The 17091-nt window shown below is 69.8% G+C and carries 14 protein-coding genes; 8 read left to right on the forward strand and 6 right to left on the reverse strand.

What is annotated here, in order from left to right; genetic code table 11:
- Positions 1-12: 12 nt before the first annotated feature.
- A complete protein-coding gene (locus ACIA58_RS25050) occupies positions 13-792 on the forward strand; it encodes an alpha/beta fold hydrolase (protein ID WP_396406182.1) in 780 nt (259 codons plus the stop codon).
- Here ACIA58_RS25050 and ACIA58_RS25055 read toward each other — a convergent pair.
- Positions 760-2652 (reverse strand): acetate--CoA ligase, encoded by a 1893-nt coding sequence (locus ACIA58_RS25055; RefSeq protein WP_396406183.1) that lies wholly within the window; start codon positions 2650-2652, stop codon positions 760-762. The two genes, ACIA58_RS25050 and ACIA58_RS25055, sit on opposite strands and share 33 nt — an antisense overlap.
- A gap of 49 nt (positions 2653-2701) precedes the next feature.
- On the opposite strand from ACIA58_RS25055, the gene ACIA58_RS25060 reads away from it, so the two are divergent.
- Positions 2702-3622, forward strand: a complete 921-nt coding sequence (locus ACIA58_RS25060; protein WP_396406184.1) for a threonine/serine dehydratase — start codon at positions 2702-2704, stop codon at positions 3620-3622.
- Here ACIA58_RS25060 and ACIA58_RS25065 read toward each other — a convergent pair.
- Positions 3615-4223, reverse strand: a complete 609-nt coding sequence (locus ACIA58_RS25065) for a rhomboid family intramembrane serine protease (protein WP_396406185.1) — start codon at positions 4221-4223, stop codon at positions 3615-3617. The two genes, ACIA58_RS25060 and ACIA58_RS25065, sit on opposite strands and share 8 nt — an antisense overlap.
- A gap of 118 nt (positions 4224-4341) precedes the next feature.
- On the opposite strand from ACIA58_RS25065, the gene ACIA58_RS25070 reads away from it, so the two are divergent.
- Positions 4342-5541, forward strand: a complete 1200-nt coding sequence (locus ACIA58_RS25070) for a Cmx/CmrA family chloramphenicol efflux MFS transporter (RefSeq protein ID WP_396406186.1) — start codon at positions 4342-4344, stop codon at positions 5539-5541.
- Here the strand turns inward: ACIA58_RS25070 and ACIA58_RS25075 are convergent.
- A complete protein-coding gene (locus ACIA58_RS25075; protein ID WP_396406187.1) occupies positions 5483-6898 on the reverse strand; it encodes an APC family permease in 1416 nt (471 codons plus the stop codon). The genes ACIA58_RS25070 and ACIA58_RS25075 overlap by 59 nt on opposite strands.
- 132 nt (positions 6899-7030) lie before the next feature.
- On the opposite strand from ACIA58_RS25075, the gene ACIA58_RS25080 reads away from it, so the two are divergent.
- Entirely contained in the window at positions 7031-7984 is a 954-nt protein-coding gene (locus ACIA58_RS25080) for a DUF389 domain-containing protein (RefSeq protein ID WP_396406513.1), read from the forward strand.
- A 155-nt stretch (positions 7985-8139) separates the two neighbouring features.
- A complete protein-coding gene (locus ACIA58_RS25085) occupies positions 8140-9087 on the forward strand; it encodes a transcriptional regulator TrmB (protein WP_396406188.1) in 948 nt (315 codons plus the stop codon).
- Here the strand turns inward: ACIA58_RS25085 and ACIA58_RS25090 are convergent.
- From ACIA58_RS25090 to ACIA58_RS25100, 3 genes are all read right to left on the reverse strand, one after another.
- Positions 9084-9713 carry an HNH endonuclease family protein gene (locus tag ACIA58_RS25090; protein ID WP_396406189.1) on the reverse strand — a complete coding sequence of 210 codons (630 nt, stop codon included), beginning with the start codon at positions 9711-9713 and terminating at the stop codon, positions 9084-9086. The genes ACIA58_RS25085 and ACIA58_RS25090 overlap by 4 nt on opposite strands.
- 109 nt (positions 9714-9822) lie before the next feature.
- Positions 9823-10584 carry a YaaA family protein gene (locus tag ACIA58_RS25095; protein ID WP_396406190.1) on the reverse strand — a complete coding sequence of 254 codons (762 nt, stop codon included), beginning with the start codon at positions 10582-10584 and terminating at the stop codon, positions 9823-9825.
- Positions 10581-11525 (reverse strand): aldo/keto reductase, encoded by a 945-nt coding sequence (locus ACIA58_RS25100; protein WP_396406191.1) that lies wholly within the window; start codon positions 11523-11525, stop codon positions 10581-10583. The genes ACIA58_RS25095 and ACIA58_RS25100 overlap by 4 nt, the downstream gene beginning before the upstream one ends.
- A 34-nt stretch (positions 11526-11559) precedes the next feature.
- Between ACIA58_RS25100 and pepN the strand changes: the two genes are divergently transcribed.
- The 3 genes from pepN (at position 11560) to ACIA58_RS25115 (ending at position 16266) form a co-directional block, all read left to right on the forward strand.
- The gene (gene pepN, locus ACIA58_RS25105) at positions 11560-14016 is read left to right on the forward strand and encodes an aminopeptidase N (RefSeq protein ID WP_396406192.1); all 2457 of its coding nucleotides are present in this window, start codon (positions 11560-11562) and stop codon (positions 14014-14016) included.
- A 187-nt stretch (positions 14017-14203) separates the two neighbouring features.
- The gene (gene sepH, locus ACIA58_RS25110) at positions 14204-15658 is read left to right on the forward strand and encodes a septation protein SepH (protein WP_396406193.1); all 1455 of its coding nucleotides are present in this window, start codon (positions 14204-14206) and stop codon (positions 15656-15658) included.
- Positions 15659-15852: 194 nt separating this feature from the next.
- Complete coding sequence (locus tag ACIA58_RS25115) at positions 15853-16266, forward strand: hypothetical protein (RefSeq protein WP_396406194.1); 414 nt, start codon at positions 15853-15855, stop codon at positions 16264-16266.
- The last annotated feature ends 825 nt before the right edge of the window (positions 16267-17091 follow it).

Below are 17091 nucleotides of genomic sequence, written 5' to 3' on the forward strand. Positions count from 1 at the left end.
CAGACTATCTCTGTGCCACACGCATCAACCATCGACGGGACGTCGATCGCCTACCAGGTTCGGGGCGACGGGCAACCACTTGTGCTGCTGGCCGGTCAGTCGAACAACCACACCTGGTGGGACCCGATCCTGTCCGACTTCCAGGGGCGCCGAGTCATCACGTTGGACTGGAGAGGGACGGGGGCCAGCGACAAGCCGGACGAGGTGTACAGCACCCGCGGCTTCGCGCAGGACGTGGTGGCTGTGCTGGACGCCCTCGAGCTGAACAACGCAGACGTCTACGGGACCTCGATGGGTGGACGGGTCGCGCAGTGGCTCGCGATCGACCATCCGGAGCGGGTTGACGCACTCGTCCTCGGGTGCACGTCACCCGGAGCAGCCCACGGGTACGAGCGGAGTCAGGAGATCCGCAGGGCGCTGGCGGATCCGGCACGGACGGATCGCGTGCTGCTCGAGCTGATGTACACCCCGCAGTGGCTCGCGCAGAACCCCGGTCCGTACTACGTGCTCGGTGATCAGACCATGCCGTCGTATGCCAAGGGCCAGCATCTGGTTGCCAGCAACAGACACGACGCCTGGGACGGGCTGCCGAGCATCACTGCGCCGACGCTCGTCCTGCACGGCACCGACGACGTCTTCAGCCCGGCGGCCAACGCGCAACTTCTCGCCGAGCGGATCCCGGACGCGCGTGCCGAGCTGATCGCCGGCGCTCGGCACGCCTACTTCCACGAGTTCCGGGCCGTGGCGAGCCCGGCGGTCCTAGCCTTCCTGGCCGCGCAGCACGGGGCGTAGGGCATCCAGTACGGCGGGATCCTCGATCGTCGACGGCACCGGCTCGTCCCTGCCGTCCGCGATCCCGCGCATCGTCCGGCGCAGGATCTTCCCCGAGCGGGTCTTCGGCAACGCATCCACGATCGACACGTCCCGGAACGCCGCCACCGGACCGATCTCCCGCCGTACCGCGGTCACGAGCTCGTCGCGCAGCGTCTCCTCCGTCACCGAGGCGCCGGCCTTCAGTACGACGAGCGCCCGCGGCAACTGGCCCTTCAACGGGTCGTGGACGCCGATCACCGCGCACTCCGCCACGGCGGCGTTCGCCGCCACGACCGCCTCGATCGAGCCGGTCGACAACCGATGACCGGCCACGTTGATCACGTCGTCGGTCCGGCCCATCACGAAGATGTACCCGTCGTCGTCGATGAATCCGCCGTCGCCGGTCAGGTAGTAGCCGTCGTACTCCTTCAGGTAGCTGTCGATGTAGCGCTGGTCGTCGCCCCACAGCGTCGGCAGAGCACCGGGCGGCAGCGGCAGCTTGATCGCGATCGCGCCCTCCTCGTGCGGCAGCAGTTCCTTGCCCTGCGCATCGAGGATCTGCACGTTCCAGCCCGGCATCGGCACGGTCGCCGAGCCCGGCTTGGTCGGCAGCGGCTCGAGCCCGCGCGGGTTCGCCGCGATCGGCCAACCCGTCTCGGTCTGCCACCAGTGGTCCACCACCGGTACGCCGAGATGCTCGTGCGCCCAGTGGTACGTCTCCGGGTCGAGCCGCTCCCCCGCCAGGAACAACGTCCGGAAGGTGTCCATCGGGTACTTCGCCAGCTCGGCCGCTTCCGGATCGACCTTCTTGATCGCCCGGATCGCGGTCGGCGCGGTGAACAGGGCCTTCACGCCGTGCTCGGAGATCACCCGCCAGAACGCCCCCGCGTCCGGCGTACCGACCGGCTTGCCTTCGTACAGCACGGTGGTCGCACCGACGAGGAGCGGCGCGTAGACGATGTACGAGTGGCCGACCACCCAGCCGACGTCGGAGGCGGTCCACCACACGTCGCCCGGGCCGATGTCGTACACGTTGCGCATCGTCCAGGCGAGCGCGACGGCATGGCCGCCGTTGTCGCGGACGACGCCTTTCGGCTTCCCCGTCGTCCCCGAGGTGTAGAGGATGTACAGCGGGTCGGTCGCCGCGACCTGCACCGGCTCGGCCGGCTCGGCGCCATCGGCCAACGCGCTCCAATCCAGGTCGCGATCGCCCAACCGGGCCTCCGCCTGCGGACGCTGCAGTACGACGGTGTGCTCGGGCTGGTGCTCCGCGATCTGGAGGGCCTCGTCGATGATCGGCTTGTACTCGACGGTCCGCGTCGGCTCGATGCCGCAGGACGCCGCGACGATGACCTTCGGGGTTGCGTCGTCGATCCGGGCTGCCAGTTCGCGCGGGGCGAAGCCGCCGAACACCACCGAGTGGATCGCGCCGAGGCGGGCGCAGGCGAGCATGGCGACGACTGCTTCCGGGACCATCGGCATGTAGACGATGACCCTGTCGCCCTTGCCCACCCCGAGCGAGGCCAGTCCGCCGGCGAAGACAGCTACCTCGTCCCGGAGTTGCGTGTAGGTGTAGGCGCGGCCTGCGCCGGTGACGGGTGAGTCGTAGATCAGGGCGGTGCGGTCGCCGTCTCCGGCTTCGACGTGCCGGTCCAGGGCGTTGTACGACGTGTTCAGCTCGCCGTCGGGATACCAGCGGAAGATCGGGTCGGCGGTCGCGTCGATCGCCTGGGTCGGAGGCCGCGACCAGGAGATCGCCTCTGCCGCCTCGAGCCAGAACCCTTGGGGGTCGTCCAGGCTCCGCCGGTAGCTCTCGTCGTACGCGCCCGTTCCATCCATGTCCATGGCCTCCGTCCGTGGCTGCTCTCCATCGTGGCAGGGTTGGAGCATGACGGTAAGTCTCGATGATGTGCGGCAGGCGGCGGAGCGGATCGCCGGACGGGTCCGACGTACTCCGGTGATCGAGGTCGCGCCCGGCCTCACGTTCAAGCTCGAACTGCTCCAGCACGCCGGCTCGTTCAAGCCGCGCGGCGCGTTCAACCGGCTGCTCAGCGCGAAGGACAGCGGCGAGCTGACCGCGCAGGGCCTCGTCGCCGCTTCCGGCGGCAACCACGGCCTGGCCGCGGCGTATGCGGCGAGGGAGCTCGGGGTGCCGGCGCGGATCTTCGTCCCGGAGACGACGCCGGCCGCGAAGCTCGGCAAGCTGCGCACGCTCGACGCGGACGTCGTACAGGTCGGGAGCGAGTACGCCGAGGCGTACCAGGCCGCCCTCGCGGCGCAAGGTGAGTCGGGTGCGCTCCTGGTCCACGCGTACGACCAGCCGGAGGTGGTCGCCGGGCAGGGCACGGTCGGGCTCGAGTTGCTCGAGCAGGCCGGCATGTTCGACACGGTCCTGGTCGCCGTGGGTGGCGGCGGCCTGATCGCCGGCATCGCGACCGCGCTCGGCGACAACGCCCAGGTCATCGGGGTCGAGCCGGTCCTGGCGCCGACCATGCACCGAGCGCTCGATGCTCAGCAGCCGACCGACGGATCAGTCGCCGGCGTCGCGGCCGACTCGTTGGGAGCGCGCCGCCTCGGCGATCTGGCTTTCGAGGCAGTCCAGCGCCATCGCGTGCAGTCCGTCCTCGTGGAAGACGACTCGATCGTTGCCGCCCGCAAACAGCTCTGGCACGAGTATCACCTGGCGACGGAACACGGCGGCGCAACGGCGTACGCCGCGCTGCTCTCGGGCGCCTACAAACCAGCGGCCGGTGAGCGGGTCGTCGTGGTCGTCTGCGGCTCGAACACCGACCCCGGCACGCTTATTTGACGCGTCGCTGCTTGTCGTCGGCCAGCACCCACGCCGCGACCAGGCCGGCGATGCCGCCGCACAGGTGACCCTGCCAGGAGATCCCGTCCTGCGGCAGCAGACTGGTGAGCAGGGCGCTGCCCCACACCATGATGACCACGATCCCGATCAGCACCTGGCTGAGTCGCCGGTTGAACAGCCCCCGCACGATCAGGTAGGACGCGTACCCGAAGACCAGGCCGCTCGCGCCGATCGTGATCGTGTTCGGCGGTGAGATCAGCCACGTCCCGAACCCGCCGATCACCGTCACGATCGCCGTCACCGCGAACAGACGGGCCGCACCACTGATCGCGATGATCGCGCCGAGCGTGACCAGCGGCAGCGTGTTCGAGATCAGGTGGCCGAACCCGAGGTGCAGGAACGGCGCGGTCAGGATGCCGACCAGGCCGCGCGGCGTACGGGAGATGATCCCGTACTGATCGAGCGACCCGTTGGTCGCCGAATCGATGACTTCGCTCAGCCACATCAGCCCCAGCAGCAGAGCGAGCAGCTTCAGACCACCGCCGATCTTGGCGGTGTCCACACTCCGCCCGGAGCGCTTCGCCGGAGTCTGCGAGCTCATGCCTCCACCATGCCGTATTCCACCAAGTCTCAGCCTGTGACAGGCGCGGCGACAGCGGACAGTGATCTCTGAGATACTCCGAGTGGCCTTGGGTGAGGGGGCCGATGGAGGGGGAACGATGCCGATTGCCGTCTATGTCCTTGGCCTGAGCATTTTCGCGCAGGGGACGTCGGAGCTGATGCTCGCCGGGCTGCTCCCCGAGCTGGCGACGGACCTGCAGGTCTCGATCCCTCAGGCCGGGCTGCTGATCTCCGCCTTCGCGCTCGGCATGCTGGTCGGCGCACCGGTCCTCGCAGTCGTCACGCTCACCTGGTCGCGGCGTACGGCGCTGCTCGCGTTCCTTGCCGTCTTCGCGCTGACCCACGTGGCCGGCGCACTGACGCCGAGCTACACCGTCCTGCTCGTCACCCGCATCGTCGGCGCCTTCGTCTATGCCGGGTTCTGGTCGGTCGCCGCCGTCACCGTGATGTCGCTGGTCAGCACGGACCGCCGGGCCCGCGCGATGAGTATCGTCACGGGCGGCCTCACTGTCGCGACCATCGTCGGCCTCCCGCTCGGCACCGTGCTCGGCCAGCACCTCGGCTGGCGCTCCGCCTTCTGGACCGTCGCACTCCTCAGCGCTCTGTCCATGTCGGGCGTCCTCGCGACGGTCCCTGGCGATCGTCCCGATCCGGCCACCGCGCCACGTCTGGCCGACGAGCTGCGGGTGCTGATCAACGCTCGGCTCTGGCTCGCCTTCGGCACCACGGCCCTGGTCACCGCAACCATCCTCGTCGTCTTCAGCTACCTGGCCCCGCTCCTCATCGAGACGACCGGGCTGCCCGCAGGCGCAGTGCCCGGGGTCCTCGCCCTCTACGGTCTCGGGTCGTTCATCGGGATCAACTGGGGTGGACGCTTCGCCGACGCCCTGCCGTTCCACACCTTGTTCATCAGCATCACCGGACTCGTGGTCCTGTCCGGGCTGCTCGCGATGACGGCGTCCACTCCCGCCGCGGTCATCCCCGTGATCGCACTGCTCGGCGGCTTCGGCTTCGCGGCCAACCCCGCCCTCAACGCCCGCGTGTTCGGCCTCGCCGGTAACGCCCCGACGCTGGCGACCGCGACGAACTTCTCCGCGTTCAACGTCGGCATCACCGTCGGGCCGTGGCTCGGTGGGCTGGCGATCGACGCCGGCGCGGGCTACCCCGCACTCGGCTGGATCGCCGTCGCCACCGGGCTCGCGGCCCTCGCGACGGTCCTGCTCGCCGTGTTCCTTCCGGTCAGTTCACCGGGCCTTGCGGATCAAGATGTGACGGATCGAAATCGGCGCGCCGCTTGAACACGTACTTGTTCAGCAGCCAGGTGATCGCCCACAACCCGACACCGACCAGCATCAGCCAGCCGGCGATCTTGTAGTCCGCCGAGTCCCGCCCGGACAGCGGGCTGGCCAGGTAGACGCACAGCACGACACCGAGGATCGGCAGCGCGGTCGGCGCGTTGAAGTGCCTGTGCTCGACCTTGTCCCGCCGCAGTACCAGCACCGCGACGTTCACGATCGCGAACACGCACAGCAGCAGGAACGCCGTCGTACCACCGAGAGCCGCCAGGTCGGCGTACCCGATCAGCGCGAACGCGAGCAGCGTGGTGAAGAGGATCGCGATATACGGCGTACGCCGCTTGCGGAGCACCCGGCCGAGCGGACCCGGCAGCACCTGCTCGTGCGACATCCCGTACAGCAGGCGGCTCGCCATCAGCATGTTGATCAGCGCGGAGTTGGCGACCGCGAACATCGTGATCCAGGCGAACACCTCGAGCGGGAACCCGGGCGCACCGGCCTGGACGACCTTCAGCAGCGGCGTCGCACCCTGGTTGAGGTCGTCGGGTGAGACCAGCGTGACCGCGGAGATCGCGACCAGCACGTAGATCACGCCGGTGATGCACAGGCCGATCAGCATCATCTTCGGGAAGATCTTGACCGGGTCCTTGGTCTCCTCGGCCATGTTCACCGAGTCCTCGAACCCGACCATCGCGAAGAACGCCAGCGCGGTCGCGGCGGTCACGGCGCCGAACGGTGACTCGCCGTCGGGCACGTGGAAGTCGGTCAGCCGGGACGTGTCGCCGTCGCCGGCGAGCAGCGCCCAGGCGCCGATGCCGATCACGATCAGCAGACCGCTCAGCTCGACGCAGGTGAGTACGACGTTCGCCTTCACGCTCTCGCCGACGCCCCGCAGGTTGACCAGCGCGATCAGCGTCATGAACGCGAGCGCGGTGATCATCAGCACCGAGCCGCGGTCGGAGTCGATGTGGGCGGCGGAGAAGAAGTTCGCGGCGAACGCCTTCGACGCGCTCGACGCCGAGGTCAGGCCGGAGCACATCACCGCGAACGTCAGCAGGAAGGTGAGGAAGTGGATCCCGAACGCCTTGTGCGTGTAGACGGCCGCACCACCGGCCCTCGGGTACTTCGTGACGAGCTCGAGGTAGCTGGTCGCCGTCAGCATGGCGACGACGAACGCGCACAGGAACGGCAGCCAGACCGCGCCGCCGACCTCGCCGGCCACCTTGCCGGTCAGCGCGTACACGCCGGTGCCGAGGATGTCGCCGACGACGAACAGGAGCAGAAGTCCGGGACCCATCACCCGCTTCAGCTCCGGGCGCTCCCCCGTGCTCGGCGCGGCGGCAGCAGAATTCTCACTCATCGTGCCTCCCTCACATCAGTGCGTCACAAGGTCCTATGGTCCCACCTGAGAGCCCGCTGAGAGGCCAGGCGCGTGGCTTCGATCCAGGCCCGATCCACGACAGCCGTCGGGCCTGGCACCATGTCGCACGTGATGCACCTTCGTCTGATCGTCCCGACGGGCTGTACCGAGCAGGTTCTGGACACGCTCCTCGGCGACCCGCGCGTGACGAGCATCGTCCAGCTCCCCGGCGCCGCCCGCCGTCCTGAGGGCGACGTGATCGAGTGCGACGTGACCCGTGAGGCCACCTCGGACATCCTCGCGTTCCTGAAGGCCGAGGGCCTGTACGACGACGGCGCGGTCGCGCTGACCTCGGTCGACTCGGCCCCGTCGCGCAACGCCCGCGCGGCGGAGAAGGCAGCCCCTGGGGCGCCGGACGACGCGGTCATCTGGGACGCCGTGGTCGACCAGGCGTACAACGAAGCCGGCGGCTCGTGGGTGTACTACGCGTTCCTCACGCTGGCGACGATGATCGCCTCGGTCGCGGTGATCACCGACTCGGCGATCCTGGTGGTGGGCGCCATGGTCGTCGGCCCGGAGTTCGGCGTGGTGGCCGCGCTCGCGGTCGGCCTGTTCCTTCGCAAGCGCGGACTGATCGGGCGATCGGCGTCGCTGCTGGTGAAGGGCTTCGCGCTCGCGATCGCGCTCACCGTGGTGGCTGTGCTGCTGGCACGGGCCGTCGGCTGGGTGGACGTCGGCAACGTGACGGCAGCCCGGCCGCTGACCGGATTCATCTGGCGGCCGGACAAGTGGTCGGCGGTGGTGGCCGTCCTGGCCGGATGCGCCGGCGTGCTGTCACAGACCGCCGGACGCGGGAACGCGCTGGTCGGCGTCTTCATCTCGGTGACGACGGTCCCCGCCGCCGGTGACCTCGCGCTGTCGATCGCGCTGTGGGCACCGCACCAGATCGGTGGTTCGGCTGCCCAGTTGGGCATCAACCTCGCCGGGATGACCGTCGCCGGTGTCGTGACACTGCAGTTGCAGCGGACGATCTGGCGCAGCTACCTGAGGGTGAAGAGAAGGGCGGGCGCGCGCGTTGAGGCTTGACCGGACGTCCCCTGTCCGATCCGCGCGCGCCCAGCACGTCAGGCATACCCCACCGCGGGGGTATCCGCACCTGGCCGGAGCCTGACGGATCCCGGACATGTCGCGAAGTCGCCAAACCAGTCGAGCTGGTCCATTGGACGAGATAGCCTGTTCGGATGCTGGAGTCGGTTGGGGTGGAGCCGCCCGATGAGGAGGCGTACCGGGTGCTGCTGTCGACCCCTGGTTGCGACGTCCGCGAGCTGGCCGGCAATCTCGGCCGCGACGAGCAGGAGCTGACGGCAACGGTCGGCCGGCTGGAGAAGCTCGGTCTGCTGACCTCCACCTCCGACGACCCGGTCCGGCTGCTGCCGACCCGTCCGGATGTCGCGGTCGACGCGCTGGTCGCCGTACGTCGGGCGGAGCTCGATCGCGTCCGGGCCGAGGCCCGCGTCCTGCTGACCGAGCTACGCGCACAAGAGCAGCACCGCCCGGAGAACCTGGTCGAGGTCATCGTCGGGCAGGAGGCCATCGCGGCCCGGTTCTCCCAACTGCTGAACGGGACGGGTGACCAGCTCCTCGTCCTCGACCGGCCACCGTACGCCTCGCGGCCGGGCGACTCCGACCCGAAGGTGCGAGGACTCCTCGGCGACGGGGTCGTCGTCCATGGCATCTACTCCCCCGACTCGCTGGACATCCCCGGCGGCGTCGACGAGGCGTACAGCGCGGCCGATGCCGGGGAGACGTCCCGGGTGCATCCGCAGGTGCCGATGAAGCTGGCCGTGTTCGACGGGAAGATCGCCCTGCTGCCGCTCGCGGTGGATCAGCTGGTCGACAGTGCGCTCGTCGTACATCCCTGCGCGTTGCTCGACGCGTTGATCGAGATGTTCTGGCTGCTGTGGGACCAGGCCGTGCCGGTGGTTCCGTCAGCCAAGGCCGACCCGACGGACGCGCGGCTGATGACGCTGCTGGCCGCCGGGTTCAAGGACGACGCGATCGCGCGGCAGCTCGCGCTGAGCAGCCGGACCGTCGGCCGGCGGGTCGCCGAGCTGATGGAGACGCTGGGCGCGCGGACCCGGTTCCAGGCCGGCATCCACGCCCAGCGTCGCCATCTGCTCGAGGACTAGCAGGTAGCGAGCATCTGCTGCAGAGCGGTCTTCTCCGCCGACTGCAGCGACAGGCCGTAGGTGTACTTCACCCAGATCCACTCGCGCGCGTAGATGCAGTGCACCGACGCGTTCGGCGGCTGCCACTCGGACGGGTCCTGGTCACCCTTCGACCGGTTGCTCGACGCCGACACCGCGATCAGCTGGGCGATGGTGAGGTTGTTCGCGAACTCCTGGCGGCGTGCGGTCGTCCAGGTGTTCGCGCCGGACTTCCACGCCTCGGCGAGCGGCACGATGTGGTCGATGTCGACACCGGACGACGTTTCGACGTAGGTGGCGTCGTACACGCTGTACCAGCGGCCGGCCGTCGGCTTGCAGCTGCTGTCGACGGTGACGCCGATCCCGTCGCGCTTCAGCACCTCTTCGCGGGTGTCGCAGGTACCGGACTGGGTGATCCAGTGCGGGAAGAGATCCCGGCTGTACCCGCTCGTCGAGCCCTCCGTCTTCACGGTGAGACTCGCCAGCTGGGTGGCCGCCGTACTGGCCGACGGCGGGGTCGGTGGGTAGGCCAGCGCCGGACCGGCGCTGAGACTCCAGGCCGCCGTCGCGGCTAGTGCGGTGACGGCAGCGGTAATCGAACGTCGCATCGGTCAGGCCTCCGAGGGTTAGGGCGGATCCCCCCTGACGTTGCTGCCCTTCAGCCTTCCCCGATCACGCGCTGTGGGAAACCACTCACCAGTTACAGTCCAGTGAACGTCAGTCGTGTTCGACGACGGTCAGCGTCCAGCCCGACGAAGTCCGGTCCAGCTCGGCGGTCCAGCGTTCGCCGATCAGCTTGTGCAAGGACTTCGGCGTACCGGGGTCCTTGCCGGACTCGAGCAGGTGACGTGCGACCAGGCCGCGGGTGTGCTTCGCGTTGTGCGAGACGACCGAGCGGACGCCGTCGCGCTCGCGGACGACGTTCACCGACACCCATTTGTCCGCCTGCTCGCCGGTCGGCCGCCACGCCGCGACGTACGTCGACGAGCGGCAGTCCACGATCACGCCGTCGACCTCTTTGAGGGCGGCATTCAACGGATCACGCCACACCGAGGCCAGCGGGCCGTGGCCCGGCAGCGTCGTACCCATCGACAGCCGGTACGGCGGGACGCGGTCGGCCGGTCGAAGCGCGCCCCACGCGGCGGAGATGACGAGCAGGCGATTGGCCGCGCGCCGCTTGGAGCCCGCGGACAGGGTCGAGTAGCCGAGGGCGTCGTACAGGACGCCGGAGTACAGCTCGGAGACGGGGACGGACGGTTCGGTGCGCCAGCGGGTGTTGCGATCGACCTCGTGCCGAAGCGAGGCGCCGACATCCAGTACGTCGAACGCGTCGGCGGAGGCGGAGACCTTCGCCAAGGTCTCGAGCACCTGCTCGCGGACCGGGTTCAGCTCCGGGAACGACAGGCTCGAGAAGTCGACCGCACGGCCACGCGACCGTCCGGTCTTGCCCTCGGACGGCGGCAGGAGAATCAAGGTCACGTGAGCTCGTCCAGGGCGGCGAGGTCGGCGGGAGTCGGGTCCCAGGTGCCGGCGGCGACGTTCTGGGTGATCTGCTCGGGCCTGGTCGCGCCGGCGATGACCGAGGCGACCGCGGGCTGGGCGGCCAGGCCCCCGATCGCGACGTCGATCATGGTCAGGTCGCGCTCGGCCGCGAACGTCTCGAGTGCCTCGATCTTGTCGAAGTCCGCCCGCGCCAGCCGCTCGGGCTGCGTCGCCAGGCGGCTGCCGTCGGGCGCCGTCGCGCCGCGCTTGTACTTGCCGGTGAGCAGACCGGACGCGAGTGGGAAGAACGGCAGGATGCCGAGCCCGAGGTGCTCGCAGGCCGGCACCAGCTCGTCCTCGACGTCGCGCTCGAGCAGGGAGTACTGGTTCTGGGCGCTGATGAAGTGCTCCAGGCCGTTGGACCGGGCCGTCCAGTCGGCGTCGATCACCTGCCAGCCGGCGAACTGCGAGCTGCCGATGTACCGCACCTTGCCCTCAGCAACCAGTTCGGACAGGGCCGCCAAGGTTTCCTCGATCGGCGTCACCGGGTCCGGGAAGTGCAGCTGGTAGAGGTCGATCCAGTCGGTGCCGAGCCGCTGCAGGCTCGACTCGACCGCCTTGCGGATGTACCGGCGGGAGCCGCGGACACCCCAGTCCGGGCCGTTCACGCCGCCCATGTCACCGCCGAACTTCGTCGCGATCACGACGTCGTCGCGGCGCGCGCCGAGCGCCTTGCCGAGCAGTTCCTCGCTGAACCCGTGCTCGCCGCGGTAGATGTCCGCGGTGTCGAACAACGTGATCCCGGCGTCGACCGCGGCGTTCACCACCGCGTCCGTCCGGCTCGCATCGAGCCGCCTGCCGAAGTTGTTACAGCCCAGTCCGACCACGCTCACGGTAAGACCTGAGTCGCCCAGCTGCCGGTACTCCATATCTCCCATGTGCTCAGCCTAATCTCGGCATACAGTGGCCCCCATGCCGAGTCTCACCGTCGACGGCGCCCGCACTCGGGCCGCCGCACTTTCCGTCCAGTCGTACGACGTCGATCTCGACCTCACCCAGGGCGAGCGGACGTTCGGATCCACCACCACGATCAGGTTCAAGGCATCGAGTCCTTCAACCTGGGTCGACGTGAAACCTGACGAGCTGACCTCCGTCACGCTCAACGGCTCACCGGTCGACGTGGCCGGCCTGAACGACGGACGACTCGAGCTGACCGGCCTGCAGCCGGACAACGAGCTGGTCGTCGTCGCCTCGATGCTCTACTCCCACGACGGCGAGGGACTGCACCGCGCGGTCGACGCCGCTGACGGTCTCGCCTACACCTACGCGATGTCGTTCCTCGACGCCGCGCCGCGGATCTTCGCGTGCTTCGACCAGCCCGACCTCAAGGCGCCGTACCGGCTCAAGGTCACGGCCCCCGAGGAGTGGCTCGTGCTCGGCAACGGCGCGGCGACCCAGGTGTCGCCGGGTCGCTGGGAGCTGGCCGAGACCAAGCCGCTGTCGACGTACTTCGTGACAGTGGTCGCCGGGCCGTACCACCAGATCACCGACTCGCACGACGGCATCGCGCTCAGCGTGGTCTCGCGGCAGTCGCTGAAGGAGGCGCTCGAGCGCGAGGCAGCCGACATCTTCGAGGTCAGCAAGCACTCCTTCGACGCGTACCACCGGATGTTCGGCTACCGGTACCCGTTCGGCGAGTACCACCAGGCGTTCGTGCCGGAGTTCAACGCCGGCGCGATGGAGAACCCGGGCTGCGTGACCTTCCGCGACTCGATGGTGTTCCGGTCGGCGGTGACCGACGGCGAGCGCAGCAGCCGGGCGCGGACGATCGTGCACGAGATGGCGCACCAGTGGTTCGGCGACACCGTGACGATGAAGTGGTGGAACGACCTCTGGCTGAACGAGTCGTTCGCCGAGTACATGGCGCACCGGGTCTCGACCGAGGCGACCCGCTACACCGACAACTGGATCGACTTCGCCTACATCCGCAAGTGGTGGGGTCTGCAGGCCGACCAGCGGTCGTCGACGCACCCGGTCGCGGCCGACGCGGTCAAGGACGCGCTCGCCTCGCTCGACGACTTCGACGGCATCTCCTATGCGAAGGGCGCGGCCGTCCTCAAGCAGCTGGCGGCGTACCTCGGTGACGACGTGTTCCTCGCCGGCGTCAACGCGCACATCGCGGCGAACGAGTTCGGCAACGCCACCTTCGCCGACCTGGTCGCGAAGTGGACCGAGGCCGGCGCGGTCGGGCTCGACGACTGGGCGCAGGCATGGCTGCGTACTCCGGGGCTCGACACGATCACCGCGTCGCGGACCGAGACCGGGATCAAGCTGCACCGCAAGGCGCCGGCGGCGTACCCGGCTTCGCGACCGCACAAGCTGACCGTCGGCGGGTACGACGCGGACGGGCGCGGTACGACGGTCGACGTACTGATCGACGGCGACGAGGTGGAGGTCGACCTCGACCCGTCCATCGCGGTGGTCGTCCCGGACGCGGGCGACGACAGCTGGGCGAAGATCCGGCTCGACTCCGACAGCCTGGCCAACCTCGCGACGGTGCTGCCGAAGATCGAGAGCGGCGTGACGCGCGCCGTCGTACTGAACAGCATCCGGGACGCGGTCGCCGACGCCGAGCTCGACCCGAAGGTCGGCTTCGACGTCGTGCTCGGGCTCCTGCCGACCGAGAACAGCGACATCGCCGTCGGCACGATGCTCAACTGGGCGAACCTGCACGCGCTCGGCAACTACCTGCCGTACGAGCCGAACCGCGGGCAGCTGGCCGAGGTACTGCGGGCCCGCCTGGAGACCGTCGAGGCCGGGAGCAGCGTGCAGTTGTCCGTGGCCCGCGGGTTCGCGCGGTTCACCGACGACGTCGGCCGGCTGAAGGGCTGGCTCGCCGGTGACGGCGTGCCGGACGGCGTGACGATGGACGCCGACCTGCGCTGGATCGTCATGCTGCAGCTCGCCCGGCTCGGCGCGATCGGCGAGGCAGAGATCGACGCCGAGCTCGAGCGCGACTCGTCGTCGGAGGGTGTCGTGCACGCGACCCGCTGCCGGGCCGCGCTGCCGACGGCGGCCGCGAAGGAGCGGGCGTGGACGCAGATCATGACCGACGCCGACCTGCCGAACTACGAGCTGTACGCCGCGTCCGAAGGGTTCTGGCACCCGACGCAGGCCGAGCTCACCGCGCCGTACGTCGACCGGTACTTCGCGGAGATCGCGGGCACCGAGAAGCTGCGGTCCGGCTGGGTCGTCGCGACCAGCGCGAAGCTCGCGTTCCCGCGGTACACGATCGAGCAGCGCGTCGTCGACCGGGCCGCGGACCTGATCGCCGACGAGTCGATCGTGGCCGGCATCCGCCGGTCCGTGGCCGACGGCGCCGACGACCTGAAGCGTGCGCTTGCGGTGCGTTCGGCCTTCGGAAGCTGATCAACAGTTAGCAGTCACACCGTGTTGTGACTAATGTGACTGGTGTGACCAGGAGGACCCTGGTGACCAGGCAAGATGTGATTTCGTGACGTAACCTCCACAATGACTGCGCGGCACGGCGCGCCGGTCTTGGTCAGGCCCAGCGTCCGGGAGAGACTGTCTAGAACCGCACAGGAGAACAAGGTCAATGCGCGAGGCGAGGCTCGTCGGTCTGAGCCAGGATGGGAAACAGCTCATCCTGGCGATGGCAGAGACGGGTGAGGAGTTCGCCGTACCGGTCGACGACCGGTTGCGTGCGGCCCTCCGCGGAGACCGTGCCCGACTCGGCCAGCTGGAGATTCAAATGGAGAGCGCGCTGCGCCCACGAGACATCCAGGCTCGTATCCGCGCCGGCGAAAGTCCCGAGGCGGTCGCCGCCATCGCCCAGATGCCGATGGAGCGCGTGATGGCGTTCGCCGGCCCGGTCCTGGCCGAGCGGGATCACATCGCCAGCCTCGCGCAGCGTGCGTCCGTCCGTCGTCGCGGCGGCGGAGACGCCCCGACCCGCAACCTCGGCGCATGGGTGACCGACCGGCTTCGCACGCGTCAGGTCGACCCCGCGTCGGCCGAGTGGGACGCATGGCGGCGCGAGGACGGTCGCTGGGCGGTTCGCGTCTCGTACTTCGTCGAGTCCGAGGACGAGGCGGAGAAGAAGGACGAGAAGATCGCCATGTTCGCGTACGACGCCCCCGGGCGGTACGCCGTGCCGGACGACGACGAAGCGCGCTGGCTGGTGGGCGAGCAGGCGCAGGTGCTGGCGACGCCGGTCCAGCCGCAGCCCGGTGAGCGCCGGCTGGCCGCGGTTGCGGACATCGACCCGCTCATCGCGCCCGACCACGGCGCCGACAGCTACGAAGCAGGCTTCGAGGACACCGTCGGCCTCCGCCGCCGAAACCACCCGGTTTCCCGCGACGCCGGGGACGACGCGCGGGACGGCCGGGACTTCGGCCGGGAGAACCGTGAGTTCGGCCGCGACCCGCGTGAGGTTGCACGGGATGCGCGTGACGCCGGACGGGATGCGCGTGACGCCGGACGGGAGCGCGACTTCCCGCGGGAGGCCGGCCGGTCCCGCGAGCCGGAGCGCGGTCCGCGCCGCGTGCACTCGGTGCCGAACCCGGACGAAGAGCCGACCCTGATCGACGTACCTGTCGACCAGCCGCCGGCGCCGCGGCCGGCAGTCCGCGCGGTCGAGCGCCCTGTCGACCCGCCGGCGTTCGCCTCCCCCGCAGCACCTGACGAGGCTCCCGCAGAGGCTCGCCAGCCACGACCGCAGCAGCCTGCTCCCGCGCAGCCCCGCGGTTCGGAGCCCCGCGGTTCGGAGCCCCGCCGCGCCGAGCCGGCAGCTGCGCCGGCCGCCGAGTCGTCACGTGCGGCCGAGGCCCGTCGGCAGGAGCCTGCGCGCGAGCCGGCGCCGCACATCGAGCCCGACCCGGTCGTCGAGGCCCCGCAGCCCGCTGCGGCTGACGCCTCCGTGCCTGGGGCCGCAGAGCCCGCGGCCACGGAGGAAGCTCCGGCCGGGCCGAAGAAGAAGCCGGCCCGCCGCGGCAAGCGTGCCAGCGTCCCGAGCTGGGACGAGATCATGTTCGGCAAGAAAGCCGACTGACACATCACGGACCGTCGTCCCAGATTGCGGACGGTGTTTGCCGGTGGTCGGGCGGTCCTGCCATGATCGTCCGCATGCAGATGCTGTGCTGTTGCTGTTGTCAGTGTTGTCACTGACGCGCGCCGAGTCCGGCGCGCGAGGCCCTGCCCCTTTCCGTGGCCCGCCCGCCGACACAGCACTCACAGGAACTTCGCATGAATCTCCCGGCTCTCGCCGACCTGCTCGCGTCTCATGGTCTCCGGCTCCTCCCCGGTTCGCACCCCGTACCGGTCGAGCTCGTCGTACAGTTGCCTGACGCAACGATCGTCCGGTTCACCGCCCGCGGTACGACGCTCCGCCTGCGCAGCTACCCCGCCGACGCGCTGACCACGATCACCATCCCGACCGAGTGCGGCTGCGGCGACCACCACCCGCAGACCGGCCCCGCCCGCGTGACGCTCAGCCGATACGCCGTACCGCTCGAAGACCGCACCATCGACGGCGAACTCGAGTTCGGCTGGCAACACCACGAAGCCGGCCACCTCCGCCTCGCCGACGCCCTCCCCCACTTCTTCACCCTCCTCACCACCCTCCGCACCCCGACCCGCCAACTCCTCGGCGTCGCCTGACACACGAGCGGATATCCCCTCCACGCACTCGTTCTCCCCCTCCACACCACCAGAGAACCATCAACGCGAGCGGATATCCCCCCGCGCGCAGCCGGGGGGCAGGTCGCGCGGAGGGCGGGACTGGCGGGTGCCGGGGGTGTCAGGCGCGGCGGAGTGGGCTCAACCATCAACGCAACGGGATATCCCCTCGCGTGCGCAACCCGGGGGCAGGGCGGGAGTGGCAGGTGCCGGGGTGGCGGGGTGGGTGCGAACCTCGTCGGCGTCGCCTGACACACGAGGGGATATCCCCTCCACGTGTTCGTTCTCCCCTCTCACACCACCGGAGAACCAGCAACGCGAGGGGATATCCCCTCGAGCGCAACCGGGGGCAGGTCTCGCGGAGGGGCGGGAGCGGGGTTCGGCGGGTGTCGGGGTGCGGCGGGGTGGGGTGCGGCGAGGTGCGGCGAGGTGCGGCGACGTGGGGTGAACCGTCAACGCGAGGGGATATCCCTCGCGCGCGCAACCGGAGGCAGGCCGGGGCGGGAGTGGCAGGTGCCGGGGTGGCGGGGTGGCTGCGAACCTCGTCGGCGTCGCCTGACACACGAGGGGATATCCCCTCCACGTGTTCGTTCTCCCCTCTCACACCACCGGAGAACCATCAACTCAAGGGGATATCCCCTCGCGCGCGCAGCCGGGGGTCCGGCCTGGCGGACAGCGGGGAGTGGCGGGTCCCGGGTGCGGCGCGGTGGAGGTGCGGCGCGGTGGAGGTGCGGCGCGGTGGAGGTGCGGCGCGGTGGAGGTGCGGCGCGGTGGAGGTGCGGCGCGGTGGAGGTGCGGCGCGGTGGT

The sequence above is a fragment of the Kribbella sp. NPDC051586 genome (assembly GCF_044453965.1).
Lineage (GTDB): Bacteria > Actinomycetota > Actinomycetes > Propionibacteriales > Kribbellaceae > Kribbella.

What these genes read in the sequence shown, in the direction of transcription:
- ACIA58_RS25055 (WP_396406183.1), bottom strand. Translation starts at nt 2,652, where the DNA reads ATGGATGGAACGGGCGCGTACGACGAGAGCTACCGGCGGAGCCTGGAC.
- ACIA58_RS25060 (WP_396406184.1), top strand. Translation starts at nt 2,702, where the DNA reads ATGACGGTAAGTCTCGATGATGTGCGGCAGGCGGCGGAGCGGATCGCC.
- ACIA58_RS25065 (WP_396406185.1), bottom strand. Translation starts at nt 4,223, where the DNA reads ATGAGCTCGCAGACTCCGGCGAAGCGCTCCGGGCGGAGTGTGGACACC.
- ACIA58_RS25070 (WP_396406186.1), top strand. Translation starts at nt 4,342, where the DNA reads ATGCCGATTGCCGTCTATGTCCTTGGCCTGAGCATTTTCGCGCAGGGG.
- ACIA58_RS25075 (WP_396406187.1), bottom strand. Translation starts at nt 6,898, where the DNA reads ATGAGTGAGAATTCTGCTGCCGCCGCGCCGAGCACGGGGGAGCGCCCG.
- ACIA58_RS25080 (WP_396406513.1), top strand. Translation starts at nt 7,031, where the DNA reads ATGCACCTTCGTCTGATCGTCCCGACGGGCTGTACCGAGCAGGTTCTG.
- ACIA58_RS25085 (WP_396406188.1), top strand. Translation starts at nt 8,140, where the DNA reads ATGCTGGAGTCGGTTGGGGTGGAGCCGCCCGATGAGGAGGCGTACCGG.
- ACIA58_RS25090 (WP_396406189.1), bottom strand. Translation starts at nt 9,713, where the DNA reads ATGCGACGTTCGATTACCGCTGCCGTCACCGCACTAGCCGCGACGGCG.
- ACIA58_RS25100 (WP_396406191.1), bottom strand. Translation starts at nt 11,525, where the DNA reads ATGGGAGATATGGAGTACCGGCAGCTGGGCGACTCAGGTCTTACCGTG.
- pepN (WP_396406192.1), top strand. Translation starts at nt 11,560, where the DNA reads ATGCCGAGTCTCACCGTCGACGGCGCCCGCACTCGGGCCGCCGCACTT.
- sepH (WP_396406193.1), top strand. Translation starts at nt 14,204, where the DNA reads ATGCGCGAGGCGAGGCTCGTCGGTCTGAGCCAGGATGGGAAACAGCTC.
- ACIA58_RS25115 (WP_396406194.1), top strand. Translation starts at nt 15,853, where the DNA reads ATGAATCTCCCGGCTCTCGCCGACCTGCTCGCGTCTCATGGTCTCCGG.